This window comes from Hydrogenophaga sp. R2, assembly GCF_049843595.1.
Lineage (GTDB): Bacteria > Pseudomonadota > Gammaproteobacteria > Burkholderiales > Burkholderiaceae_C > Hydrogenophaga.
In genome coordinates this window covers 412,111-436,656 of the sequence record NZ_JBBHZN010000002.1, presented here as the reverse complement: position 1 = coordinate 436,656, position 24,546 = coordinate 412,111, and the positions used below count along the sequence as shown (strand labels likewise).

The window sequence follows — 24,546 nt, the reverse complement described above, 5'->3', positions numbered from 1 at the left end:
CCCAGCGGCCGCTTCAGCGGCCGAAACGCTGGCGCAGTTCGGCGCAGTGGTCCTGCGGCGGCAAGGCGGGTGTCGGCCACACCGCATCGGCGGGCAGCCCGGCGCCGGCCTGACCCGCCTGCGCCACCAGCACCCGGTGGTCAAACCCGGCGGGCAGGTGGCGCGGCACCCCGATGTCCTGCCGCACATGGCCGTTGCCGGCGATCAGCAGCACCGTCATGCCGGGGCGGGCGCGCTGCTGCAGCGTGGCGGCCATGGCCTTGTCGCGGGCCAGCTGGATGCGGGTCATGGGGGCGATCTGGCTCTCCGGCAACAGGCCGCAGTGGCCTTCGCGGATGCCGGTCTTCTGCTGCTCCAGTCCTGCCGTGTCCAGCACCCCGTCGAGCGAGCTGTCCTGCATGGCGGCACGCATGGAGCTGCGGGGCAGGTTGCCGCCGGCCACCGGCACGCCGGCCCGCACCGCCGCCATCACCACCGGGCCGTAGGTGGGCCAGGGCCAGCCGGTGTCGTCGGTCCAGCCCAGGGCTTCGCGCACCCGGGCTTCGGTGGCGTCGCGGGGCAGGCCATCGGTCTGGCGTCCCTGATCGGCCATCTCCATCACCACGGCCGCCAGCCGACCCTGCCGCGCCAGGTGTTCCACCGCCGCTTTTTGCAGGGCCTGGTGCTCGGGCGCGTCGTGCTGTTCGCCCAGCAGCAGGGCCTGGGCAGGCAGCAGGCGGTCCAGCATGGCTTCGGGTGCGGCGGGCGCACGCGTGGCGCACGCCGCCAGGCTGGCGATCAGGAACAGGCTGGCGATCAGGAGAGGGCTGGCCGTTCGGCCGGCAGCGACGAGAAGGGTCATGCCCACATGCTACGCAGCCGGCGGCCACGTCCCGTCCAGGCATGAAAAAGCCCGGGCAGGCCGGGCTGGTTTCGGGACGGGAGGGCGTGCCTCAGTGCATGACCACCGGCATCTGCGCCAGACCGGCGTAGCCTTCCAGCGTGGTCTCCACCTCTTCCTGCGAGGGCATGGAGCGCTGCCAGGCCGATATCTGCTGCTGGAACATTTCGGCCCACGAACCGTCGAGGTAGACCTCCTTGCCGGAGCGCTTGTCCACGATCTCGAAACCGTGGCGGGCGATCTGCGGGCCGTCGGCCACCTGCAGTTCGCCCTCGGCCGGGGCGTCGGCCAGGATGTGCACCACCGCAAAGGCTTCCGAGTCGTACAGCATGTTCATGGGATATGTCCTTGTGATCAACCAGAGGGCCTGTGGTCTTTATATCGGCAAACGCGGCCCCGACTTCAACAACGGACATTTATCTGGGTCGGGCGGTGGAATTTTTCAAGGGGAGAGGCCTTTTTTCGCACACCGTGGGCACTTTCGACCGCTCAGGGCCGCTGGCTGAGTTGCTGGTCGGCCATGTCGCCCTGGGCCTGGGTGATGCGAAGCCGCACCGGCAGATGGCCCAGTTCGGGTGCCAGCCAGACCTCGACCCGGCTGTCGTAGGTGTCGGCCGGCTCGCGCACCAGTTTGCGGGCGGTCAGGCTGCCCGCCGGCAGCGACAGGGTTTCCAGGTCGCCCACCACGAAGCGCCAGGTCTCCGATCCACCCACGCCGGCCACCGGCAGTTCCAGGGCGCTGCCCGTCTGGAATGCGCCGGCCTGCAGCCAGCCGGCGAGCTGCAGGAACACGCTCAGCCGGTCCTGTGCGTTGGGCAGCAAGGGCGCGTCGGGGGCGTTGTTGCTGAAGCGGATGGTTCCGGTGCTGCGATCGAAATGGGCGGCCCGCTCTGAACGGGAGCGGTCGCTGAAGCGCTCGGGCAGCAGGCCGGTGGCGTCGATCTGCCCGGTGCTGGACTGGCTGCGGCTGCCCACCAGAAAGGCCGAGAGCCGCATCGACAGCTCGTACCGCCCGCCGCCCTGTCGCCAGCGCAGCTCGCCGCTGGCGGTGTAGCGCAGCCCGCGTGCCTGGCCTTGCACCTGGTACTGCAGGTCGGCGTCGGGCGGCAGTGCCACCGGCAGCGGGGGGCGGTCAGCGGGTGTCGATTCGGGCGGGGGCGCCGGATCGGCCTGCAGCTGCAGGCGCGACGATGACGCCTGCGAGGGGTCGACCGGCGGGGTGGGCGCGGTGTCGGGCTCGACCGGCTCGGGGGCTGCCGCCAGCGGCGGTACGGGCTCGGGTGTGGGCTCGGGTGCGGGCGGACGGGTCGGGGCAGCGGGACGCGGCTGCGGCGGTGCGGGCGTTGCAGAACGGACCGGCGGAGCCACAGGCCGGGCCTGGGCTGCGGGGGGTGGAGGCACCAGCTGCACCAGCCTCACCTGGCTCGGGGCGGGTGGTGGCGGTACGGGTTCGTCACTGGCCGACAGGGCGCCGGCCAAACGGTCCAGCGCCAGTCCGTGGGCGAGCACGACCAGCGCCACCACGGCCAGCAGACCGGTGCGGCTGCGGCCGGTGGGCGGTGTCATGCCGGATCGCCGGCCGCGCGGTGACCCAGGTCGGCACTGAGCTGGCGGGCGGTGCGCAACACCGCCTGCGCGGCGGGGGATGACCAGTCGGTGTCCAGCGTCACCACCGATCCCAGCACCACCAGGCCCAGCACCAGCCGTCCTTGCGCATCGAACACCGGGGCGCAGAAACCGCCCACGCCGGGCAGCAGGCTGTGCACCACGCGGGCCAGCCCGCGCCGGCGGGCTTCGGCCAGCAGGGCCTGGGCGTCTGCCCAGGAGCGCGGCACGTCGGACAGCGGCAGGCCGTTGTCGGGCAGCTTTTTCAGCCGGGCCAGCTCGGCGCGCAGCATGGGCTCCACCCGGCCGGCGTCCTGGCCGGACTCTCCCATGAAGGCCGCAAAGCAGCGACCGGTGGCCGAGGTGAGCAGCGGCATGACATCGCCCAGGCGCAGCGTGACCGGCACGGTCTGTGGTGCTTCGGTCCAGTGCACCATGGTCGGGCCCTGGTTGCCCCACACCGCAATGGCCAGGGTGTGACCGGTCTCGGGCAGCAGGGCGTCGATGCGCTGGCGGGCCAGCTTCACGCCATCCAGCCGGGCCAGGCTGGCCAGACCCAGGCGCAGGGCGGCCGGGCCGAGGTCGTAGCGGGTGCTCACCGGGTCCTGCACCACCAGGCCCAGGCGTTGAAAGCTCACCAGATACCGGTGCGCCTTGGCCGCGCTCATGCCGGCCGCAGCGGCCAGGTCGCGCAGCATGAGGGCGCCGTCGGTACGGGAGAGCGCATCGAGCAGCTCGAAGCCCACCTCCACCGACTGGATGCCGGCGCGCTGGGGGCTGTCGTCCGGCCCGTCGACCGGGGTGTCTGCGGCGTCGGGGGTGTGCGGCTCGCCGCTTTGGTCTAGAATCTCGCGCTTACGCATGGGTGAATGGATTTTACTATCCGTAATCGCCTGCCCGGCACGCACGCAACTGGAGATCGGCATGAAACTCGCCACGTACAAGGACGGATCGCGCGATGGACAACTCGTGGTGGTCTCGCGCGACCTGTCGACGGCCCATTATGCGACCGGGATCGCGCACCGCCTGCAGCAGGCCCTGGACGACTGGAACTTCATCAGCCCGCAGCTGCACGACCTGTACGTGACGCTCAATCAGGGCAAGGCGCGCCATGCATTCCCGTTCGACCCGGCCATGTGCATGGCCCCGCTGCCCCGGGCCTACCAGTGGGCCGACGGTTCGGCCTACATCAACCATGTGGAGCTGGTGCGCGCGGCACGCAACAGCGAGGTGCCGGCGTCCTTCTACACCGACCCGCTGATGTACCAGGGCGGCAGCGACGACTTCATCGGCCCGACCGACGACGTGGTGGTGCCCAGCGAGGACTTCGGCATCGACTTCGAGGCCGAGATCGCCGTCATCACCGGTGATGTGCCGATGCAGGCCACGCCCGAGCAGGCCCTGGACGGCATCCGCCTGCTGATGCTGGCCAACGATGTCTCGCTGCGCAACCTGATTCCGGCCGAACTGGCCAAGGGCTTCGGCTTCTTCCAGAGCAAGCCGGCCACGGCCTTCAGCCCGGTCGCCATCACCCCGGACGAACTGGGTGACGCCTGGCAGGGCGGCCGCGTGCACCTGACGCTGCAGAGCACCTGGAATGGCCGCAAGGTCGGCATGTGCGAAGCGGGGCCGGAAATGACCTTCCACTTCGGGCAGCTCATTGCCCACATCTGCAAGACCCGCAACGTGCGGGCCGGCTCCATCGTGGGCAGCGGAACGGTCAGCAACAAGGCCATCGAGGTGGATGGCCGCAAGGAATGGCCCAAGGGCTACAGCTGCATCGCCGAGAAGCGCGCCATCGAGACCATCCTGGACGGTCAGCCTTCCACCGCCTTCATGAAGTTCGGCGACACCATCCGCATCGAGATGAAGGGCCGCGACGGCCAGAGCCTGTTCGGTGCCATCGACCAGAAGATCGCTGCGCCGCAGTAAGCCGGCTCAGACCGCGTAGACCTGATCGAGCGAGGCAAAGCCCTTGGCCTCGATCGGGTTGCCGAACGGGTCGCAGAAGAACATCGTCCATTGCTCGCCCGGCTGGCCGGCAAACCGCACCTGCGGAGGCACCACGAAATCGATGCCGGCGGCACTCAGCCGCTCGGCCAGTTCGCGCCACGGCGGCAGCAGCATCACCAGGCCGAAGTGCGGCATGGGCACCAGATGATCCCCCACCCGGCCGGTGCGGCTGGTGGCAAACGGCTGGCCCAGGTGCAGCGAGATCTGGTGGCTGAAGAAATCGAAGTCGACCCAGGTGTCGGTGCTGCGGCCTTCGCGGCAACCCAGCACACCGCCGTAGAAGCGGCGTGCTTCGTCGAGGTCGGTCACATGAAAGGCGAAGTGGAACAGGCTGCGGGTCTGCAGCGGGGCATCGGTGTGGCTCATGGCGCCAGCATAGCGGCCGGCCTTCAGCCCGGTCAGTGGCCGTGCTTTTCCTGAGTGTCCTGGCAGCCCACGCAGCGCTCGGCCGTGGGCTGGGCATGCAGCCGGGCGGCCGGGATCGACACGCCGCACTGCAGGCACAGGCCGTAGCTGCCGTCGGCGATGCGCTGCAGGGCCGCATCGATGGCCACCAGCTCGGCGGACTCGCGTTCTTCGAGTCCGATCAGCAGGTCGCGCTCCTCGTTGGCCTTGGCCCAGTCATCGCTGGCCTGTGCGCGGGCGTCCAACGCCGCTTCGGCGCGGCCGATGGCGCCGCCCCGCTGGGCGCGCACGCGGGCGAGCAGGGCGCCACGCTGGTCCTGGAGCTGGCGGGCAAAGGTGTCGGAAATCGGTGTGTTCATGGGTCCTCCTGAACCCTCATGATGTCGCGCCGGTGGCGGGCGGACCTTGATGCAGGTCAAGCACAATCGGCCGGCATTCCACGACACCCTGAACCGGAGACACGCATGCCTGACATTGATTACAGCCGCTACCAGACCCTGTCCATCACCCGCCGCGGACCCCTGGTGAACGGAGTGCCCAGCGTGCTGGACATCCGCATGCGGGCCGACGGCCCCGGTGGCAACGGCAAGCTGCCCACGGCCGGGCACGAAGGCCACTGGGAGCTCAGCGAGATCTGGCGCGATGTCGGCCGCGACGACTCGGTGCGGGCCGCCGTGCTGCGCGGTGACGGCATGGGCTTTTCCGGCGGCGGCGACCTGGCGCTGGTGCAGGACATGGCCAGCGACTTCGAGGTGCGCTCCCGCGTCTGGAAGGAGGCGCGCGATCTGGTCTACAACGTCATCAACTGCGACAAGCCCATCGTGAGCGCCATGCACGGCCCGGCCGTGGGCGCGGGGCTGGTGGCCGGCCTGCTGGCCGACATCTCGATTGCGGCCCGCAGCGCGAAGATCGTCGATGGGCACACCCGGCTGGGCGTGGCGGCCGGCGACCATGCGGCCATCGTCTGGCCGCTGCTGTGCGGCATGGCCAAGGCCAAGTACTACCTCATGCTGTGCGAGCCGGTCAGCGGCGAGGAGGCCGAGCGCATCGGCCTCGTGTCGCTGGCGGTCGACGACGAGCAGCTGCTGACCAAGGCCTACGAGGTGGCCGACCGGCTGGCCAGCGGCAGCACCAGCGCCATCCGCTGGACCAAGTACTCGCTGAACAACTGGCTGCGCCAGGCAGGGCCGAGCTTCGACACCTCGCTGGCGCTCGAATTCATGGGCTTTGCCGGTCCCGACGTGCGGGAAGGTGTGGCATCCTTGCGCGAGAAGCGGTCGCCGCGCTACGGCACCGACGACTGACCAGCGAGCAGCCCGCCAGGGCAGGAGACCGGCATGAGCGAGAACACGGGTGGATTCGGCAAATTCGTGCCGGGCTTCGACTTCCTGCAGAGCCTGGCCGGCCAGGCCGCCGGCGGGATCGCGCAGGGCATCGGCCAGAACATCCCGCAGCTGCCCAACCTGAGCCACTGGGTGGCGCCCACCTTCAATGTGGAGGAGCTGGAGAAGCGCATCGAGGAGCTCAAGGCGGTGCATTTCTGGCTCGACCAGAACGCCAAGGCCCTGGGGGCCACCATCCAGGCGCTCGAAGTCCAGAAGATGACGCTGTCCACGCTCAAGACCATGAACTTCAGCATGGGCGACGTGGCCAATGCCTTCAAGCTCAAGGCGGCCGATTCGCTGGCCTCCTTCGTTCCCCCGGCCGATGCCGATCAGCCTGCCGCGAAGAAGGTGTACGAGGGCATCCAGGCCCGTACCGCACCGCCGGCGCGCAAGGCTCCCGCCCGCAAGACGGCTGCCAGAAAGGCCGCTGCCCCCGCTGGTGGTGTGGTCGACCCCCTGCAATGGTGGGGCGCACTCAGCCAGCAGTTCCAGCAGATCGCGACCAACGCCGTGAAGGACGCGGCCCGCCAGGGCGCGCTGCAGACCACCCGCGATGTGGCCGCCGGCCTCACCGATTCGGCGGTCAAGACGGCGGTGGGCGCCGGCAAGGCAGCCGGTCGTGCGGCGCTGCGCGCGGTCACGCCCGGCACCGCCAAGGCGGCACCCAGGGCCGCCGCCCAAGCCGCCACCCCGACCACCCCGCGCAAGACGGCCGGCCGCAGTGCCGCCGCCCGGCGCCGCTGACAGACCACCTGCCACCCGCCCTGGGTGATCCCGGACCCGGATGAAACTGTTTCCCTACGCCCACGCCACCCACCCCCAGTGGCGCATGGCCGCCGCCCTGGTGCTGGCCCAGCTGCGGGCCCGCATGGCGCTGCCCGACCACGCTGCCAGCCCCTCGCTGGGCCTGCTCTACATCACCGACCGCTACGCCGACGAGGCCCAGGCCATCCTGGAGCACTTGTGTGCCGAGCTGCCCGAGGTCACCGACTGGGCGGGCACGGTGGGGGTGGGCATCGCCTCGAACAATGTGGAGTACTTCGACGAGCCGGCCATGGCCGTGATGCTGTGCGACCTCGACCCCGCCCGTTACCGGGTGTTCAGCGGCGTGGCACCGCTGGGTGCCTCCGGCCGCAGCGGCGACGGTGAGGGGTTCGTGGCCCACACCGCGCTGGTGCATGCCGATGGCCAGACGCCCGAACTGGCCGACCTGATCGCCGAGATGGCCGACCGCACCGCCAGCGGTTACCTGTTCGGCGGACTGGCCAGCAGCCGCGGCAGCACCGTGCAGTTCGCCCTCGGCAGCCATGGCAACCTGCGGGGCCAGGGCGCCAGTGCCGGCGTGTTCCACGGCGGCCTGAGTGGCGTGGCCTTTGCGGGCGATGTGGGCATCCTGTCCCGGGTGACCCAGGGCGCCCAGCCGGTCGGGGCGGAGCGCACCATCACCGCAGCCGACGGCAATCTGGTGCTGGCGCTGGATGGTCAGCCTGCGCTGGATGTGCTGCTGCAGGAGCGCGGCATCTCGCTGGATCAGCCGGCCCAGGCCATGCCGAAGCTGCGCGCCACCCTGGCGGGATTGCGCCATGCGCACCCCTCCGGTCAGGGGCCGGGGGCTGCCCTGGCGCGGCGGGGGCAGTTCGGGCCGGACGTGATGGTGCGTCACCTCATCGGTGTGGATCCGCAGCGCCGGGGCGTGGCCATCGGCGACATGGCGCCGGTCGGTTCGCGCCTGGCCTTCTGCGAACGGCACACCGAGGCGGCCCGGGCCGACCTGACCCGCATCTGTGCCGAGCTGCGCGAAGAGCTGGAGCCTGAAGCCCAGGACCATGCACTGGCCCATGCGCTGGCAGCGTCCGAGGCCGAGTCGGTGCCGCACCCGGCCCGGCGCATCGCCGGTGCGGTGTATGTGAGCTGCGCCGGTCGGGGTGGCCCCCACTTCGGCGCGCCCAGTGCCGAACTCCAGGTGGTGCGTCGGGCGCTGGGCGACGTGCCGCTGGTGGGATTTTTTGCCGGTGGCGAGATCGCGTACCACCGGCTCTACGGCTACACCGGGGTGCTCACCGTCTTCACCACCCCGGCGGGCTGACGCTCAGCGGCGTGCGCGTGCGCGGTCCAGCATGCGGCGCGCCTCCGGCACGGGCAGTCCGTAACCGGCGGCAAAGGCCTCGAGCTCCTGACCGCTCAGCTCGAAGGCCCGCAGCAGCGCCGATTCACGGGCCTGTTGCTGCACCGCCTGGGCCAGCGCGTCACGGGTGAGCTGGTTCATCGCTTCGTCGCGCCCCTGCACCAGGGTGGCGTAGGCCTCCTGCCCCAGCCCGGAGGCTTCGAACGACTGCACGATGCGCTGGCGCAGCTGCGGGCGCAGGTCCTGCGGCGAACGCGCCTGCCGGCGCTTGAACACCTCCAGGATGGCATGGTGGCGCTGCTCGGGCGCGACCGGTTCGACCACCTCACCGTTCAGGCCGTGTCGCGGCTGTCCGCCGGCCACGGCATTGAGGTAGCGGGTCGACCGGGTGTGCAGGGCCAGTGCGGCCTTGATGCCGTCGGCGGTGAGCGTCTCGCCGTGCAGCGCCAGCAGGTCTTCGTAAACGCCCCGCTTCAGTGGCTTGGGTGTCTCGCCGAACAGGGCCGGGTAGTGCTGCGCCAGTGCGTCCAGCGCGGGGTGGGTTCTGGCCGGTGCGGCAGGGCGCTGTCCGGCGGTTCGTGGGCGATTCGGGGCGGGGGAGGGCGGCATGGGGTCGGGGCGGGAGGAGGTCAACCCCGCATCATGCCAGCCCGCGTGCCACGTTCAGTGGCGCGGCAACTCGTGGGCCAGTTGCCCCGGCGAGCGGAACCACAGGCCGCCGAACTGGCTGTACTGCAGCAGGCCGGTCTGGCGCAGCCGCCGCTCGATGCGGCGCTCGACCCAGGGCATCTGGACCACCAGAGCGCGCACCGGCGGGGTCCAGCGCAGCACCTTGACGAAGCCTGCGTAGATGTCCAGCCCGCCGGGTGTGCTGCCCACCGGGCGCACGCTGACCCGCATCTGGTCGTTGTCCAGGCCGTGCTGTGACAGGCAGAAATGGATGGTCAGCGCGTACTCGTCGGCCAGCGGAAACGGGGCCAGCCCGGATTCGATGTCGTCCGGCACGGCAGGGGTGAGGGTGCTGTCGGACGGGGACTCGGTGCTGAGCGGCTGGCGCCGTGAGAGCAGTTTCATGGGGGGCTCCAGGTCGGAATGGGATGCCTCAACGGCAGTATTCCGACGCCCTGGCCATCAAAAAATACAACACAAGTACTATTTTTGTTGCAAGTCGGACCATGCCAGTGCCCCAGGCAGCAGCGGTGCGCCCGCCAGCCCGACCTGCATGGCATAGGCCGCTATTTCGGCGCCGTTGTGCAGCCCCAGCTTGAGCATGATGTTCTGCCGGTGCTTGCGCGCGGTGAGCACGCTGATGAACAGCCGGTCGGCAATGTCCTGGTTGCTGAGTCCGGCGGCAATCATCCGGACGATCTGCTGCTCCCGCTGCGTCAGGGATGGCGGGAGTCCCGTGGCGTGTGCCGGTCGGCGCTGGTCCTCGGAGGCACTGGATGTCGGCAGGTGGGGGCTCACATAACTTTTGCCCGCCATCACCGTGCGGATGGCGACCAGCAGCTCCGCTCCCTGGTCGTGCTTGAGCATGAAGCCGTCGGCCCCGGCCTGGAGCGACTGCACCACCGACCCCGGGTACACATTGCCGGTCACCACTAGGATGCGCATGGCAGGCCGCAGGCGCCTGACCTTGCGGGCGACCTCGATGCCCGAGCAGTCGCTCAGCGCCAGATCCAGCAGCAGCAGGTCCGGTCCGGTGGTCTCTACCAGCCCGGCCACCTGGAGACCGAGTGCGGTCTCGCCCACCAGTTCGAAACCCCCCGCTGCCTCCAGCAGCAGGGAGATGCCCTGGCGCACCAGGGCGTGGTCTTCAGCCACCAGGACCTTGATCGGTCTCGGGGGCGGAGCGGCGGGGTCGAACATGGGCGGTTCGTGGACGCTGGATGAAAGGTCGGACCGGGTTTGAAAATACTATAAAAGTGTCATTCAGGGCGAAAAAAAACCGCCGAATCGGCGGTTTTTAATGGGGATGGCGAACCCTTAAAAGGGGATGTCGTCGTCCATGTCGTCGAAGCCGCTGGACTGCCGGGCAGGGGCCGGAGCGGGCGCCGGCGCGGGTCGGGCCGCTGCCCTCGGGGCTGCGGCCGGCGGGCGGCTGTAGCCACCACCGCTGCCGCCGTCATCGTTGCCGCCCATGCCTTCGCGTCCGCCGAGCAGCTGCAGTTCGGTGGCGATGATGTCCACCGTGTTCTTCTCCACGCCGCTCTGGTCGGTGTACTTGCCGTACTTGAGGCGACCTTCCACATAGATCGGGCGGCCCTTCTTGACGTATTCCCCGGCGATCTCGGCCAGTCGGTCGTAGAAGGTGACGCGGTGCCACTGGGTGTCCTCGACCATTTCGCCGCTGTTGCGGTCCTTGCGGCGGCTGGAGGTGGCAATGCTCACGTTGGCCACGGCCTGACCCGAGGGCAGGTAGCGGATTTCCGGGTCGCGGCCGCAGTTGCCGACGAGGATGACTTTGTTGACGGATGCCATGGTGATGTCCTGTGGAGCGGGCCGGCGCGGCGCGCGAAAACGATCCGGCATTGTGCCGCATAAGACCCGTCGGACACAGGTCGGGCCCTACACTCGCCCCCCATGAAGGGCCAGCCCGATTTCCTGCAGAACCTGCGCCGCGAGATGGGGGCCGGCCGTCAGTGGCTGGACCGGGTGGTGGTGCTGGGCTACGCCGTGCTGGCCGGTCTGGCGGTGGTGGTGTTCACCCTGCTGGCCGACAAGGCGGTGGAACTGCACCAGCGTCTGGCGGTGGCGGTCTGGTGGTCGCCGCTGGTGTGGACGCCGACGCTCACCGCGCTGGTGGTGTGGGCGTTGCGCCGCTGGGCGCCGGGGGCGGCGGGCTCGGGTGTGCCGCAGGTGCTGACCGCACTCGACACCGGCACGCCGCTGGCCGCCCGCTCGCGCTTTGTCTCGCTGCGATTGAGCGTGGCCAAGATCCTGGGCGTGACCGGCGGCCTGCTGGCCGGCTTGTCGATCGGTCGTCAGGGGCCGTCGGTGCAGGTGGCCGCCGGCGTCATGCTGCATGCGCGGCGCTGGCTGTCGCCGGCCTCGGGCATCAGCGACCGCGAGCTGCTGGTGGCCGGGGGCGCGGCCGGCATTGCCGCGGCCTTCAACACGCCCCTGGGGGGCATCGTGTTCGCCATCGAGGAGCTCTCGCGCCGCATCACCGAGCGCAGCAGCGGCCTCATGCTGGCGGCCATCGTGATCGCCGGTCTGGTGGCGGTGTCCGCCTTCGGCAACCTGTCCTATTTCGGGCGCATCCGCGCCGACGATGTGTCCTGGTGGGCCCTGCTGCTGCCGGGCGCCCTGGTGGCCGTGGTGTGTGGTCTGCTGGGCGGGCTGATGGCGCGGCTGCTGCTGGCCTCGTTCACCGGGCTGCCGGACCGCTTCTGCGCCTACCGCCGCAAGCGTCCGGTGGTGTTTGCGGCCCTGTGCGGCTTTGCGGTGGCGGTCATCTCGCTCATCAGCGGCGGCGACACGGTGGGCGTGGGCCACGAGCACACCCGCATGCTGCTGGACGTGTCGGCCATGGACACCACCGAGCGCGAGCCGTTTCTCTTCACCGGGCTGAAGTTCGTGGCTTCGTGGCTGTCGGCCTGGTCGGGCGTGCCGGGCGGCATCTTCGGCCCGAGCCTGTCGCTGGGTGCCAGCGTGGGCGCCGACATGGCCTGGCTGCTCGATTCACCGCACGGCGCCGCCCTGATCGCCCTGGGCATGTGCGGCTTTCTGGCCGCCGTGACCCAGACCCCCATCACCGCCATGATCATCGTCATGGAGATGACCGACGGCCACAGCATGGTGCTCAGCCTGATGGCCTGCGCCCTGGTGTCCAGCCTGGTGTCGCGCATGATCAGCAAGCCGCTGTACAGCAGCATGTCGGCGCTCATGATGCGGTCCCTGCGCGACCCGGCGACGCCGGTGGCCGATGGCTCCACGGCCGGCCAGCGGCCCGGCTGAGTCGGCGGCGGGTCAGTGGCGGGTGGGGCTGCTGCGCTGCGCGTTCATGGGCCAGGCCAGCAGCAGCCACACGGCCATGAGCACGGCGCTCACGGTGAAGATGCCGCTGCCGCCCCAGTGCTGCACCACCAGACCGCCCACGCTGCCCCCGGTGAAGATGCCCAGCGACATCAGCGTGTTGTAGACACCCAGTGCGGCGCCGCGCTGGTGCGGTGCGGCCAGCCGTGACGCGAGGCTCGGCTGGCTGGCTTCCTGGGTGTTGAAGCCGACGAAATACAGCGTGAGCAGCACCGCCACCAGACCGATGGAAGGCACTGATGCCTGCAGGCTGACCAGAAAGCCCAGCTGCACCAGCACGATGAGGGCGATCGAGCCCAGGTATACGGCGCGGAAATGACCCTGGCGCTCCAGCCGGAACAGCACCCCGCCGATCACCAGCAGCGAACCCAGCACCGCCGGCAGGTACACGTACCAGTGGTGCTGCGTGTCCAGCCCGGCCTGCACCAGCAGGGCCGGCACCGCCATCCACATGGCGATCTGCACCGCGTGCAGCACGAACACGCCCAGGTCCACGCGCAGCAGTTCGGCATCCCGCAGCACCTCGCGCAGGCTGCCGCGCCCGGTCACGGTGGGCAGGGCCGGCTCGGGCGGCACCACCCAGGCCACCACCGCCATGCCGGTGAGCGCCAGGGCGGCGGTGAGCAGGAACAGGCCGCTCAGCCCGATGTGCTGCACCAGCACCGGCGCGGCCACCAGCGACAGCGCAAACATGAGGGCGATGCTGATGCCCACCAGCGCCATCGACTTGGTGCGCACGCTGTCGCGGGTGAGGTCGGCGAGCAGGGCGGTCACGGCGGCCGAGATCGCACCACCGCCTTGCAGCGCGCGCCCGATCACCAGCCAGGTCAGCGACGGCGCCCAGGCCGCCACCGCGCTGCCGATGGCGAACAGCGCCAGGCCACCGATGATCACCGGCTTGCGCCCGATGCGGTCCGACGCCATCCCCAGGGGCACCTGCAGCAGGGCCTGGGTCAGGCCGTAGATGCCCATGGCCAGACCCACCAGGGCCGCGTTGTCGCCGCCGGGGTAATGCCGGGCCTGCAGGGCGAACACCGGCAGCACCAGGAACAGGCCGAGCATGCGCAGGGCATAGATCGAGGCCAGGGCGCCGCTGGCCCGGCGCTCGGCGGGCGTCATGCGGTGCGACAGGGAATCGGGATGGGCGGACAAGGACGGGGCAGACAAAGAGCGCACGGGCTGGATCGGCGCCATCCCTGCAAAGCCGCCTATTGTCGGCCAAAGAAGGCGGTCCCATGGATGACCCGTGGGCGACACCCGGCACGGGAAGGGCCCCCGACTTATCATGGCGGGTTGCCCTGACGGGGCCGGACGCCGGCCCGCACCGCCTTGAACCAGAACCTGCCTCCCGACCTGACGCTGCCCGCCCACCCCCCCGGCCGGGGCGTGGCCGCCCGCTCGGCCGTGCCGTCGTCCGTGCTGGCGGTGCGCGGCGCCCGCACCCACAACCTCAAGAACATCGATCTCGACATCCCCAAGCACGCGCTGGTGGTCATCACCGGTCTGTCGGGATCGGGCAAGTCCAGCCTGGCCTTCGACACGCTGTACGCCGAAGGCCAGCGCCGCTATGTGGAGAGCCTCTCGGCCTACGCGCGGCAGTTCCTGCAGCTCATGGACAAGCCCGATGTCGACCTGATCGAAGGCCTGTCGCCGGCCATTGCCATCGAGCAGAAGGCCACCAGCCACAACCCGCGCTCCACCGTGGGCACGGTGACCGAGATCCACGACTACCTGCGCCTGCTCTACGCCCGTGCCGGCACGCCGCACTGCCCGGAGCACGACCTGCCGCTGGCCGCCCAGAGCGTGGCCCAGATGGTCGATGCGGTGCTGGCGCTGCCCGAGGGCACCCGCCTGATGGTGCTGGCCCCGGTGGCGCAGGAGCGCAAGGGCGAGTTCGCCGAACTGTTCGCCGACATGCAGGCGCGCGGCTATGTGCGTTTCCGCATCGACGGCCAGGTGGTGGAAGCCGACGCCCTGCCGGCGCTCAAGAAGACCGAGAAGCACAGCATCGACGTGGTGATCGACCGCATCAAGGTGCGCCAGGCCGAGGCCGACGACGGCCCCAACCCGCTGCGCCAGCGCCTGGCCGAGAGCTTCGAGGCGGCCCTGCGCCTGGCCGATGGCCGCGCCCTCACGGTGGACATGGACAGCGGCGCCGAGCAGCGCTTCTCGGCCCGGTTTTCCTGCCCGCTGTGCAGCTACACCGTGGGCGAGCTGGAGCCGCGCCTGTTCTCCTTCAATTCGCCGGTGGGTGCCTGCCCCACCTGCGACGGCCTGGGCCACACCGAGTTCTTCGATCCCGCCCGCGTGGTCGCCTTCCCCAGCCTGAGTCTGGCCAGCGGCGCCATCAAGGGCTGGGACCGCCGCAACAGCTACTACTTCGCCCTCATCGAAAGCCTGGCCGCCCACTACGGCTTCGACGCCGAGGCGCCCTGGGAGTCGTTGCCCGAGCGGGCCCGCCAGGTGATCCTGCACGGCTCGGGCGATGAGCTCATCAAGTTCAGCTATGTGCTGGAGAGCGGCGAGAAGGCCGGCAAGCGGGTGGTCAAACAGCACGCCTTCGAGGGCATCGTGCCCAACTTCGCCCGCCGCTGGCGCGAGACCGACAGCCCCGCCGTGCGCGAGGAGCTGGCCCGCTACCGCGCGGTGCAGCCCTGCCCGGACTGCGGCGGCGCCCGCCTGCGCCGCGAGGCCCGCCACGTGTTCGTGGGCGAAGGTGGCCAGCGCCGCGCCATCTTCGACATCGGCCGCATCACGCTGGGCGATGCCCTGACGTATTTCGAGCAGCTGCACCTGCCCGGCGCCAAGGGCGACATCGCCGCCCGCGTGATCAACGAGATCCGGCAGCGCCTGAGCTTCCTCAACGATGTGGGCCTGAATTACCTCAGCCTGGACCGCAGCGCCGAAACCCTGTCGGGCGGCGAGGCCCAGCGCATCCGGCTGGCCAGCCAGATCGGCTCCGGCCTGACCGGCGTGATGTACGTGCTGGACGAGCCCAGCATCGGCCTGCACCAGCGCGACAACGACCGCCTGATCGCCACCCTGCAGCACCTGCGCGACCTGGGCAACACGGTGCTGGTGGTCGAGCACGACGAGGACATGATCCGCGTGGCCGACCACGTCATCGACATGGGGCCGGGCGCCGGCGTGCACGGCGGCCGCGTGATGGCCCAGGGCAGCTGCGCCGAGGTCATGGCCCACCCCGATTCGCTCACCGGCCAGTACCTCAGCGGCACCCGGGCCATTGCGGTGCCCGAGCGCCGCACGCCCTGGCTGCCGGTGGTCAAGCCGGCGGTGGTGGCTGCGCCGGCCCCGGCCTTCAAGCCGCGTTTTCCGCCCAGCCCGGCGGCCGAACGCCGCGCTGCCCGCCAGGCTGCGCACGAGGCCACGCTGGGCGACCTGCAGGCCATCCGCGTCATCAACGCCACCGGCCACAACCTCAAGGGGGTGAGCGTGGCCTTCCCGGTGGGGCTGCTGACCTGCGTGACCGGCGTGTCCGGCTCCGGCAAGTCCACCCTGGTCAACGACACCCTGTACGCCGCCGTGGCGCGCACCCTGTACCGCTCGCACGACGAGCCGTCGCCCCACGAAGCGGTGGAGGGCATCGAGCATTTCGACAAGGTCATCAATGTCGACCAGTCGCCCATCGGCCGCACGCCGCGCAGCAACCCGGCCACCTACACCGGCCTGTTCACCGGCATCCGCGAACTGATGGCCGAGGTGCCCACCGCGCGCGAGCGCGGCTATGGCCCGGGGCGGTTCAGCTTCAACGTGGCCGGGGGGCGGTGCGAGGCCTGCCAGGGCGACGGCGTGGTCAAGGTCGAGATGCACTTCCTGCCCGACGTGTATGTGCCCTGCGAAGTGTGTGGCGGCGCGCGCTACAACCGCGAGACGCTGGAGGTGCTCTACAAGGGCCTGAACATCGCGCAGATCCTGGACCTGACGGTGGAGCAGGCGCACGACTTCTTCAGCGCCGTGCCGGTGCTGCGGCGCAAGCTGCAGACCCTGCTGGATGTGGGCCTGAGCTACATCCAGCTCGGCCAGGCCGCCACCACGCTCTCGGGCGGCGAGGCGCAGCGGGTGAAGCTGGCGCTGGAGCTGTCCAAGCGCGACACCGGCCGCACGCTCTACATCCTGGACGAACCCACCACCGGCCTGCACTTTGCCGACATCGAGCTGCTGCTCAAGGTGCTGCACCAGCTGCGCGATGCGGGCAACACCATCGTGGTGATCGAGCACAACCTCGATGTCATCAAGACCGCCGACTGGCTGATCGACATGGGGCCCGAAGGCGGCTCCGGCGGCGGCACCGTGGTGGTGGAGGGCACACCGGAGGCCGTGGCGGCCTGCGAGGCCAGCCACACCGGGCGGTACCTGGCGCGGCTGCTGCACCGCTGATGGTGGGCGCCGACGGTCACCGCAGCAGTGCCGGATGTCCTCGGTCCAGATGCGCCAGCAGCCGATCGTGGAGCCGGCGTCCCTGCTCGATGCAGGCATCGACCATGTCGCGGGTGATGGTGTCGCCGGTGTAGTCGTTGGCGTTGCGCTTGCGCCGCAGGGCGTCCAGAAGCACCCAGGTGGCGTTGTCCACACCGAGCGTGAGCGGCAGGGACTGGTCGAACCGGGTTTCGTCACTGACGCTGGTCTGTCCGGCGTCACTCAGGTTGCGGGCGATGGCCGACAGCAGGCGCTGAATCTCCACGGGCGTCGGGTTGTGCGGCTTGAGCTTGCCGATGCGCAACCAGTTGTCCAAAGTCATCTTCGCTGCCCTTGAGCCAAATCCGCGATCCTGCCGCCACGCTGTGCACAAAGCCATCGCCTGCAGACCAGCGGCGGGCGAACTCCTGGGGTGGCATGGGCGTCGGGTTCACCTCCCTTCCCAGCTGCTGCGCAACGCCCGACAAGGCCAGGGTCACGTCGGCAAATCCGGCGGAGCCCAGCACCATCACGTCCACGTCGCTGCCGGGCCGGGCTGTACCGCTGGCCATGGAGCCATAGACGAAGGCCAGCGCCACGGACTCACCCAGCGGTTCAAGCGCGCTGCGCAGGACATCGGCCAGTCCGGTGGTCTTGCGCAGCAGGCCCGCCAGCTCGTCAAACACCGGCGACTGCACGTTGGCCTGGTACATGACCTGCCGCCCCACCTCTTGCCGAACCAGCAGACCCAGGTCGGTCAATGCACGCAGTTCCCGGTGCAGCGAACCGGGGGACGCCTGCACCATGCGCCCCAAGGCCCTCACGTGCAAGGCACGCTCCGGCTGGAGCAACAAGGCCCCCAGGACCCGGGATCGGGTGGCACCCAGCAAGTACGCTGCAATCGACATCATGTTCTCTATTTTGCTTCATTTGAAGCATGAATGAGAACAATATCGCGTGTCGGTCGCCGCGTCAGAGGTTGCCGAGGTCCTCGATGGCGTCCACCACCATGGCTGTGCCGACCGCGATCAGCAGGATGTCGGCCGCCACGCGCACGTACTTGTAGCCCGCCGGCGGCGTGCCCAGGCGCACCGACACGCTGGAGGGCACCGGGTAATACACCACGTCCGGCGGCAGGGCGTAGCCCCGACGCCAGGCCTTGGCCTGGCCCGGCGGCATGCAGCCGTTGCCTTTTTTGGCCAGGCCCGGCGGGCACTTGCCGGCGCGGAACTGCGGCTGGTAGTAGTCGACGGCCACGCGGCGCTGGCTGTCGTTGAAGTAGTTGCCGATCTGGATGTTGACCGACACGCCCGAGCCCGACCGTTCGCCGGTGCGGTAACCGTCCCGGTAGCCGTCGCGGTAGACCTCGCGGCGGTCGTCACGCCGATCATCGCGGCGGTCGTCGTCACCCCGGTGCTTGTTGCCGTGGCCTTTCTCGCGTTTTTCGTGACGCTCGTCGTCACGGCCGCCACCGGCCCACTCCGGCTTGCCGGCCCAGCCGGCGGTGGAGGCCAGTGCCATGGCCAATGTCAGCGTACCGATGCGCAGGGCAGAAAATGTCATGTGCCATCCCTCGAAATGATCTGGTGAGAATTGTGGACCGATCGGCCCCCGGCCGCGTAACCGGACGTACCCTGAGCGACATGCCCACCGAGACCGAACTCAAGCTGGCCCTGCATCCCGATGACCTGCCCGCCCTGCTGGCCCACCCGCTGCTGGCGGGTGTGACCTGGGAGCGCCAGCCGATGGCGGCGGTGTACTTCGACACCCCGGCGCTGGACCTGCGCCAGGCCCGGATGGCGGTCAGGAGTCGCAGAGTGGGGCGGTCCACCTGGCTGACGGTGAAGACCGCAGGAACGTCGGTGGGCGGTCTGTCACGCCGTGGCGAGTGGGAAGCCCGTGCGCCCCGCGGCCGACCGGATTTTGCGGCCCTGGTGGACGATCCTGCCGTGGCGCAGCAGCTGCGGGCCCTGGCCCCCGATCTGCAGCCCGCCTTCCGCACCGACTTCCTGCGCCGCCGGACCGTGCTGACGCACCGGGGCGCCCGTATCGAGATCGCCCTGGACGAGGGGCAGATCAGCGCTGGCCAGCCGGCGCGCACCGAGCCCATCCTCGAACTCGAACTCGAACTGTTCGACGGCCCGGTCGATGCCCTGCTCGATCTGGCCCACACGCTGGCGCTGGGCCCCGGCGGTGGGCGCGAGACCGCCCTGCGCCTGTGGCCGGTGCAGGCCAGCAAGGCCGAGCGCGGGTACGCGCTCGAGGCCGGCGCCGCGCCCCAGCCTGCGCGTGCCGGCGTCCCCGTGCTGGAACGCCACGCCGGCCTGGTGCAGGCCTGGCGCCAGACCCTGCTGGCCACATTGACCCATCTGCAGGCCAACGAGGCGGTGATCCGCTGGGCCACCGCGCGCGGCCAGCTGCCCGACCCCGAGGCCATCCACCAGGCGCGCGTGGCGCTGCGCCGCCTGCGCAGTGCCTTGCGGCTGTTCGCACCGCTGCTGCCGCGCCGTTTTGCCCGGCACTGGCTGGCGGTCTGGGGCCGACTCGCGCGGGCGCTGGGGCCGGCCCGGGAGGCCGATGTCCGCCTCGACTGGCTGCTGCCGGCCATGGCCGGTCTGGGCCTGCCGCACGATGTCCAGACCCCGCTGCTGGCCCATGCCCGGGCCCAGCGTGCGGCGGCCCATGCGCAGGCGGCCGATGCCTTCCGCGAGGCCGCCTACGGGCTGAACCTGCTGGCTTTCCTGCGGGCTGTGCTGGCCATGCCCGACCGCGCGGGTGAAGCCCTGCCGGACTGGGCTGGCCGGCGTCTGGGGCGCCAGCACGCCCGCCTGCAGATGGCGGCCGCACAGGCCCTGCGGGAAGGGCCGGAGGGGCGGCATCGGCTGCGGCTGGCGGTCAAGCGCCAGCGCTATGCCATGGAGTTTCTGGCCGATGTGCTGCCGCCCCGGCGCGGCACACGCAGCCTGTCCGCCCTGGCCCGGGCACAGGCCCTGCTGGGCGATCTGAACGACCTCGATGGCGCGCGGCTGTGGCTGGCGGCACTGCCGGCCGGGCTGGCCCCGGATGCCGTGCCCGCGCTGAGCGCCTGGGTGGATGGCGAGCTGGCCCGTCGCCTGCAGGAGCTGCCTGACGTGGAGCAGCTGCTGCTGGTCACGCCCTGGCGTGACGACTGACGGGTCGTTGGTTCAGACCCGGGCCGACGGGCGCTCGGCCACCCGGTCGCGCCAGGCCTGCAGCGCGTGCAGGCCCTCATCGGCCGGCTTGAAGCGCGCCAGCCGCGAAAACTCCACCGTGCAGAAGGCGGTGATGTCGGCGATGGTGAAGCGCTCGCCGGCCACCCAGGGCTGGCGCTGCAGCTCGGCGTCCAGCCAGCGCGCGGTGTCGATTGCCTTGTCGCGCTGCGAGGCACCGAAGTCGGGGAACTGCGGCTGCTCCAGCGGCGCCAGGCCCGGGTGGGTGTGGCGGATGCACTGGGCCATGGGCAGCATGAAGTACCACTCCACGCGGCGGTCGGCCATTTCGATGAAGGCGCGTTCCTCGGGGGTGCGGCCCATCAGGTCGGGCTCGGGCCACTGGCCTTCGATCCAGCTGCAGATGGCGCGGGTCTCGGTCAGCACGCGGCCATCGGGCAGCTCCAGCGCCGGCACCTTGGCCAGCGGGCTGCGGGCGCGGAAGGCCTCGCTGCGGTGCTCCTGCGCGTTGAGGTCCACCGCCACTTCCGGGATGCCGACGATGCCTTTTTCGGCAATGAACATCTGCACCCGGCGCGGGTTGGGCGCGCGCGGGGCCATGAACAGGCGCAGGTCAGCGGGGTTCATGCGTTTCCCTTCGGGCGGCTGGCACCGGTCTCGACCATGCGGCGGGCTTCTTCAGCAAAGCGTTGGGCGGCTTCGTCGCCGTCGCGGGTGAGGTCCACCTTGGAGGGCGGCATCTCGATGCCGCGCTGCGCGGCCGGCCGCGCGCGGATGGCATCGCGCCAGCGCTTGAGGTGGGGCAGGTCGTCGATGTCCACGCCCGACCACCGATGGGTGCGCACCCAGGCCCAGTTGGCGATGTCGGCAATCGAGTAGTCGCCGGCCAGCCATTCGTGCTGCGCCAGGTGCCCGTCGAGCACGCCGAACAGGCGCCGCGTCTCGCCCTGGTAGCGGTCGATGGCGGCCGGGATCTTTTCGGGGAAGTAGCGGAAGAACACGTTGGCCTGGCCCATCATGGGTCCGATGCCCCCCATCTGGAACATCAGCCACTGCATCACCAACGAACGGCCACGGGCGTCGGTGGGCATGAGCCGGCCGGTCTTTTCGGCCAGGTAGACCAGGATGGCGCCGGACTCGAACACGGTGAAGTCGCCGCCGCCAGGGCCGTCGTGGTCCACGATCACCGGGATGCGGCCGTTGGGGTTGAGCGCCAGGAAGGGCGGCTGCTTCTGTTCGCCGGCCGCCAGGTCGATGACCTTGAGCGTGTAGGGCAGGCCCAGCTCTTCCAGAGCGATAGAGACCTTGTGCCCGTTGGGCGTGGCGGCGGTGTGCAGGGTGATCATGGGCAGGCGGCTTCCAGTTCGTCGCGGGTGCGTTGCGCCACGGAACGCGCGGCGGCGGCAAAGTCCTCGCCGGCCGAGGCGTACAGGATGGCGCGGGAGGAGTTGACGGCGATCAGGCCGGTGGGGGCATCGGCCGCTTCGCGCAGCCCGGCGCGCACCGTGGCGGCGGCATCGCCGCCTTGCGCACCCACGCCGGGAATGAGCAGCGGCAGCGAGGGCGCGAGTTCACGCACGCGCTGGATCTCGGCCGGGTAGGTGGCGCCCACCACCAGACCGAGCTGGCCATTGAGGTTCCAGGGGCCCTGTGCCAGCCGTGCGATGTGTTCGTACACCCGGGGCTGCCCGTCCACCGAGGCCAGGTGCTGGTTCTGCAGGTCGTCGCCACCCGGGTTGGAGGTGCGGCACAGCAGGAAGGCGCCCTTGCCGTGGCGCTTGAGGTAGGGCTCGATCGAATCGAAGCCCATGAAGGGCGAGAGCGTGACCGCATCGGCCCCGAAACGCTCGAAGGCCTCGATGGCGTACTGCTCGGCGGTGCTGCCGATGTCGCCGCGCTTGGCATCCAGGATTACCGGCACCTGCGGGGCCACCTGACGGATGTGGGCGATCAGGCGTTCGAGCTGGTCTTCGGCCCGGTGCGCCGCGAAGTAGGCGATCTGCGGCTTGAAGGCCATGGCCAGATCGGCCGTGGCGTCCACGATGGCGGCGCAGAACGCGAAGATGTCGCTCGGGCGGCCCCGGTGGGCGGCCGGAAAGCGCGAAGGTTCGGGGTCCAGGCCCACGCACAGCAGGGACCGGTTCTGGCGCCGCGCGCCGTGCAGCATGTCGAGGAAGGTCATGCGATCGATTCTAGGGGGCCACTACACTCCCGCCCCATGTCCGTGCTCAGCCGACGCCAGCTCTTCCTGCTGGTCCTCATCACCCTGGTCTGGGGCCTGAACTGGCCCATCATGAAGTTCGGCGTGACCGGCTACGCACCGCTGACCTTCCGCACGCTCTCCATGTGGCTGGGCCTGCCGGTGCTGGCCGCCTTCGTGCTGTGGCGCGGCGTGCCGCTGCGGGTGGGGCGCGAACACTGGCGCGAACTGGCCTGGCTCACGGTCTTCAACATGCTGGTGTGGCATGTGCTGGCCATCCTGGCGGTGCAGTCGCTCTCCAGCGGGCGGGCCGCCATCCTGGGCTACACCATGCCGGTGTTCTCGGCCGTGCTGGGGGCGGTATGGTTCGCCCAGCGCCTGCCGCTGCGCGCCTGGGCCGGCGTGGCCGCTGCCGCGCTGGGTGTGGTGCTGCTGCTGTGGCACGAGTTCACCACGCTCACCGGGCGCCCGCTGGGTGTGGCGCTGATGCTGGTGGCGGCGGCCACCTGGGCCGTGGGCACGCAGATGATGCGGCGCACCACCATACCGGCGCCCACGCTGGCGCTGTCGTTCTGGATGACGCTGATCACCACGCTGTGGATGACGCTGCTCTCGATCGTGTTCGAGCGCGGGCAGTGGAGCTGGCCGTCGCCGGGCGTGTGGGGTGCCGTGGTCTACAACGCCCTGGGCGTGTTCGCCTTTGCGCAGGTGGCCTGGCTGATGCTGGCGCGCGACCTGCCACCCATTGCGTCCACCCTGTCGGTCATGATGATCCCGGTGCTGGGCGTGGTGGCCGGCGCGGTGCTGCTGGGCGAGGTGCTGCACTGGCAGGACGGAGCGGCCGTGGCGCTCATCATGGTCGCCATCACGGCGGTGCTGTGGCCCGCACGGCCCACGGCTCAGTCCAGCGGCTGATCCAGCGCCAGGCAGAGGTCGGCCCAGGCCTTGGCCTTGTCGGCCGGGTTGCGCAGCAGGTAGGCGGGGTGGTAGGTCACGATCACCGGTACGCCTTCGTAGCGGTGCACACGGCCACGCAGTTTTCCGATGGGTTCGGTGGTGCGCAGGAGCGACTGCACCGCAAACCGGCCCATGGCAACGATGAGTTTCGGCTGCACCAGCGCCACCTGGCGGGCCAGGAAAGGCTCGCAGCGCAGCACCTCGTCCGGGGCCGGATTGCGGTTGGCCGGTGGCCGGCACTTCAGCACGTTGGCGATGTACACGCCACCCGATGCATCGGTGCGGCGGTCGCGGCCGGTGGCGCGCAGCATGGCGTCCAGCAGCTGGCCGGCCGGCCCCACGAAGGGTTCTCCCTGGCGGTCTTCCTGCTCGCCGGGGGCTTCGCCCACGATCATCCAGCGCGCCTGCTCCTGCCCGGCGCCGAACACGGTCTGGCGGCGGCTGGTGCACAGACCACAGGCCTGGCAGGCGGCCACGGTCTGCCGCAGATCGTCCCAGCCGAGATGGGCCAGGGCGGCGGTGTCGACCGGGCGGGCCGGTGGCGTGCTGGGAGCGGAAGCCACCGTGGGTGCCGCGGCGGGCGCCAGCGACCGGGCCGGAGCGGAGACGGGTGACGGTGATGGCGGAGCGACCGGGGCAGCCGCCATGCCCGGCACGGGGGCAGGGGTGGCCACCGGCATCGGTGCCCAGACCTTCACGCCCATCTCGTCGAGCATGGCGCGCTGGCGGGGATCGAGTTCGCGCACCCAGCTCATGCGGCCTCCGTGGCCCGGCGGGCCACCAGGTTCAGGCTCATCACCACCGCATCCTCGCGCTTCTGGTGGGCCAGCGGGTAATAACCGCGCCGCAGGCCGACCTCCGCAAAACCGTAGCGGGTGTACAGGCGCCGCGCGGGGGTGTTGCTCTGCCGCACCTCCAGCCACAGCCATTGCGCGCCTTGCCCGCGTGACCACAGCGCCAGGGCGTCCAGCATGAAGCGGGCCCAGCCTTGCCGCTGGTGGGCGGGTGCCACGGTGATGTTGAGCAGGTGCACCTCGTCCACGCCGGGCATGGCCACCAGGTAGCCCAGCAGCAGGCGACCGTCGGGGCGCAGCGGCAGGTGCCGGTCCTGCGGCAGCGGTTCGGCCAGCAGCATGACCGCCGGGTGGCCGGACTGCAGCGAGTCCAGGAAGTTGCGGCGCGACCAGGGGTGGGCATAGGCGCTGATCTCGACCGCATGCACCGCGTCCAGATCGTCGGCGGTCATGGGCACGAAGCTCAGGCGGCGCGCCGTCTGGTCGTGGCCTGGCGCTTCCAGCACCCCATCGGGTGCCGGCCACAGGCCGGTGGCC

27 protein-coding genes are annotated in these 24,546 nt (G+C 70.4%); 8 read left to right on the top strand and 19 right to left on the bottom strand.

What is annotated here, in order from left to right; translation table 11 throughout:
- Positions 1-13 precede the first annotated feature (13 nt).
- The 4 genes from WD026_RS10620 to WD026_RS10605 all read right to left on the bottom strand — a co-directional run bounded on the left by WD026_RS10620 (position 14) and on the right by WD026_RS10605 (position 3,348).
- The gene (locus WD026_RS10620; RefSeq protein WP_425723622.1) at positions 14-841 is read right to left on the bottom strand and encodes a ChaN family lipoprotein; all 828 of its coding nucleotides are present in this window, start codon (positions 839-841) and stop codon (positions 14-16) included.
- A 91-nt stretch (positions 842-932) separates the two neighbouring features.
- A complete protein-coding gene (locus WD026_RS10615; RefSeq protein ID WP_425723621.1) occupies positions 933-1,217 on the bottom strand; it encodes a BTH_I0359 family protein in 285 nt (94 codons plus the stop codon).
- A gap of 152 nt (positions 1,218-1,369) precedes the next feature.
- The gene (locus WD026_RS10610) at positions 1,370-2,446 is read right to left on the bottom strand and encodes a DUF3108 domain-containing protein (RefSeq protein ID WP_425723620.1); all 1,077 of its coding nucleotides are present in this window, start codon (positions 2,444-2,446) and stop codon (positions 1,370-1,372) included.
- Complete coding sequence (locus tag WD026_RS10605) at positions 2,443-3,348, bottom strand: IclR family transcriptional regulator (protein ID WP_425723619.1); 906 nt, start codon at positions 3,346-3,348, stop codon at positions 2,443-2,445. The genes WD026_RS10610 and WD026_RS10605 overlap by 4 nt, the downstream gene beginning before the upstream one ends.
- Positions 3,349-3,409: 61 nt before the next feature.
- Here WD026_RS10605 and WD026_RS10600 point away from each other — a divergent pair, with 61 nt between their 5' ends.
- Positions 3,410-4,417, top strand: a complete 1,008-nt coding sequence (locus WD026_RS10600; RefSeq protein WP_425723618.1) for a fumarylacetoacetate hydrolase family protein — start codon at positions 3,410-3,412, stop codon at positions 4,415-4,417.
- A gap of 6 nt (positions 4,418-4,423) precedes the next feature.
- Here the strand turns inward: WD026_RS10600 and WD026_RS10595 are convergent, their stop codons facing one another.
- Both WD026_RS10595 and WD026_RS10590 read right to left on the bottom strand, forming a co-directional pair.
- Positions 4,424-4,864 (bottom strand): VOC family protein, encoded by a 441-nt coding sequence (locus tag WD026_RS10595; protein WP_425723617.1) that lies wholly within the window; start codon positions 4,862-4,864, stop codon positions 4,424-4,426.
- Positions 4,865-4,896: 32 nt separating this feature from the next.
- Entirely contained in the window at positions 4,897-5,262 is a 366-nt protein-coding gene (locus tag WD026_RS10590) for a TraR/DksA family transcriptional regulator (protein WP_425723616.1), read from the bottom strand.
- A gap of 105 nt (positions 5,263-5,367) precedes the next feature.
- Between WD026_RS10590 and WD026_RS10585 the strand changes: the two genes are divergently transcribed.
- The 3 genes from WD026_RS10585 to WD026_RS10575 are packed head-to-tail and all read left to right on the top strand — an operon-like array spanning position 5,368 to position 8,374.
- Positions 5,368-6,207, top strand: a complete 840-nt coding sequence (locus WD026_RS10585; RefSeq protein ID WP_425723615.1) for an enoyl-CoA hydratase/isomerase family protein — start codon at positions 5,368-5,370, stop codon at positions 6,205-6,207.
- A gap of 33 nt (positions 6,208-6,240) precedes the next feature.
- Positions 6,241-7,032 (top strand): PhaM family polyhydroxyalkanoate granule multifunctional regulatory protein, encoded by a 792-nt coding sequence (locus WD026_RS10580; RefSeq protein WP_425723614.1) that lies wholly within the window; start codon positions 6,241-6,243, stop codon positions 7,030-7,032.
- A gap of 40 nt (positions 7,033-7,072) precedes the next feature.
- Complete coding sequence (locus WD026_RS10575) at positions 7,073-8,374, top strand: FIST signal transduction protein (RefSeq protein WP_425723613.1); 1,302 nt, start codon at positions 7,073-7,075, stop codon at positions 8,372-8,374.
- A 3-nt stretch (positions 8,375-8,377) separates the two neighbouring features.
- On the opposite strand, the gene WD026_RS10570 is transcribed toward WD026_RS10575, so the two are convergent.
- From WD026_RS10570 to ssb, 4 genes are all read right to left on the bottom strand, one after another.
- A complete protein-coding gene (locus tag WD026_RS10570; RefSeq protein ID WP_425723612.1) occupies positions 8,378-9,046 on the bottom strand; it encodes a ProQ/FinO family protein in 669 nt (222 codons plus the stop codon).
- A gap of 30 nt (positions 9,047-9,076) precedes the next feature.
- The gene (locus tag WD026_RS10565; RefSeq protein ID WP_425723611.1) at positions 9,077-9,487 is read right to left on the bottom strand and encodes a hypothetical protein; all 411 of its coding nucleotides are present in this window, start codon (positions 9,485-9,487) and stop codon (positions 9,077-9,079) included.
- Between the two features lie 78 nt (positions 9,488-9,565).
- Entirely contained in the window at positions 9,566-10,282 is a 717-nt protein-coding gene (locus WD026_RS10560) for a response regulator (protein ID WP_425723610.1), read from the bottom strand.
- 117 nt (positions 10,283-10,399) lie between these two features.
- A complete protein-coding gene (ssb, locus tag WD026_RS10555) occupies positions 10,400-10,894 on the bottom strand; it encodes a single-stranded DNA-binding protein (RefSeq protein WP_425723609.1) in 495 nt (164 codons plus the stop codon).
- Positions 10,895-10,996: 102 nt separating this feature from the next.
- Between ssb and WD026_RS10550 the strand changes: the two genes are divergently transcribed.
- A complete protein-coding gene (locus WD026_RS10550) occupies positions 10,997-12,373 on the top strand; it encodes a chloride channel protein (RefSeq protein ID WP_425723608.1) in 1,377 nt (458 codons plus the stop codon).
- Between the two features lie 12 nt (positions 12,374-12,385).
- Here the strand turns inward: WD026_RS10550 and WD026_RS10545 are convergent, their stop codons facing one another.
- Positions 12,386-13,570 (bottom strand): MFS transporter, encoded by a 1,185-nt coding sequence (locus WD026_RS10545; protein ID WP_425723754.1) that lies wholly within the window; start codon positions 13,568-13,570, stop codon positions 12,386-12,388.
- 267 nt (positions 13,571-13,837) lie between these two features.
- Between WD026_RS10545 and uvrA the strand changes: the two genes are divergently transcribed.
- A complete protein-coding gene (uvrA, locus tag WD026_RS10540) occupies positions 13,838-16,849 on the top strand; it encodes an excinuclease ABC subunit UvrA (protein WP_425723753.1) in 3,012 nt (1,003 codons plus the stop codon).
- Positions 16,850-16,865: 16 nt separating this feature from the next.
- Here the strand turns inward: uvrA and WD026_RS10535 are convergent, their stop codons facing one another.
- The 3 genes from WD026_RS10535 to WD026_RS10525 form a co-directional block, all read right to left on the bottom strand.
- On the bottom strand, positions 16,866-17,153 hold the full coding sequence (locus tag WD026_RS10535) for a hypothetical protein (RefSeq protein ID WP_425723607.1): 288 nt from the start codon (positions 17,151-17,153) through the stop codon (positions 16,866-16,868).
- Entirely contained in the window at positions 17,107-17,778 is a 672-nt protein-coding gene (locus tag WD026_RS10530; RefSeq protein WP_425723606.1) for a nucleotidyltransferase domain-containing protein, read from the bottom strand. Before WD026_RS10530 ends, WD026_RS10535 begins: the two co-directional genes overlap by 47 nt.
- A 61-nt stretch (positions 17,779-17,839) precedes the next feature.
- Positions 17,840-18,430, bottom strand: coding sequence for a hypothetical protein (locus WD026_RS10525; RefSeq protein WP_425723605.1), 591 nt, complete (start codon positions 18,428-18,430; stop codon positions 17,840-17,842).
- An 80-nt stretch (positions 18,431-18,510) separates the two neighbouring features.
- Here WD026_RS10525 and WD026_RS10520 point away from each other — a divergent pair, with 80 nt between their 5' ends.
- Positions 18,511-20,040, top strand: coding sequence for a CHAD domain-containing protein (locus tag WD026_RS10520; protein ID WP_425723604.1), 1,530 nt, complete (start codon positions 18,511-18,513; stop codon positions 20,038-20,040).
- Between the two features lie 12 nt (positions 20,041-20,052).
- Here the strand turns inward: WD026_RS10520 and WD026_RS10515 are convergent, their stop codons facing one another.
- The 3 genes from WD026_RS10515 to pyrF are packed head-to-tail and all read right to left on the bottom strand — an operon-like array spanning position 20,053 to position 22,240.
- A complete protein-coding gene (locus WD026_RS10515; protein WP_425723603.1) occupies positions 20,053-20,685 on the bottom strand; it encodes a glutathione S-transferase family protein in 633 nt (210 codons plus the stop codon).
- The gene (locus WD026_RS10510; protein WP_425723602.1) at positions 20,682-21,404 is read right to left on the bottom strand and encodes a glutathione S-transferase family protein; all 723 of its coding nucleotides are present in this window, start codon (positions 21,402-21,404) and stop codon (positions 20,682-20,684) included. The genes WD026_RS10515 and WD026_RS10510 overlap by 4 nt, the downstream gene beginning before the upstream one ends.
- Positions 21,401-22,240, bottom strand: coding sequence for an orotidine-5'-phosphate decarboxylase (pyrF, locus tag WD026_RS10505; RefSeq protein WP_425723601.1), 840 nt, complete (start codon positions 22,238-22,240; stop codon positions 21,401-21,403). The genes WD026_RS10510 and pyrF overlap by 4 nt, the downstream gene beginning before the upstream one ends.
- Positions 22,241-22,276: 36 nt before the next feature.
- Between pyrF and WD026_RS10500 the strand changes: the two genes are divergently transcribed.
- Positions 22,277-23,173, top strand: a complete 897-nt coding sequence (locus tag WD026_RS10500) for a DMT family transporter (protein ID WP_425723600.1) — start codon at positions 22,277-22,279, stop codon at positions 23,171-23,173.
- Here the strand turns inward: WD026_RS10500 and WD026_RS10495 are convergent.
- Entirely contained in the window at positions 23,158-23,970 is an 813-nt protein-coding gene (locus WD026_RS10495; protein ID WP_425723599.1) for a uracil-DNA glycosylase, read from the bottom strand. The two genes, WD026_RS10500 and WD026_RS10495, sit on opposite strands and share 16 nt — an antisense overlap.
- A complete protein-coding gene (rimI, locus tag WD026_RS10490) occupies positions 23,967-24,461 on the bottom strand; it encodes a ribosomal protein S18-alanine N-acetyltransferase (RefSeq protein ID WP_425723752.1) in 495 nt (164 codons plus the stop codon). The genes WD026_RS10495 and rimI overlap by 4 nt, the downstream gene beginning before the upstream one ends.
- Positions 24,462-24,546 lie beyond the last annotated feature (85 nt).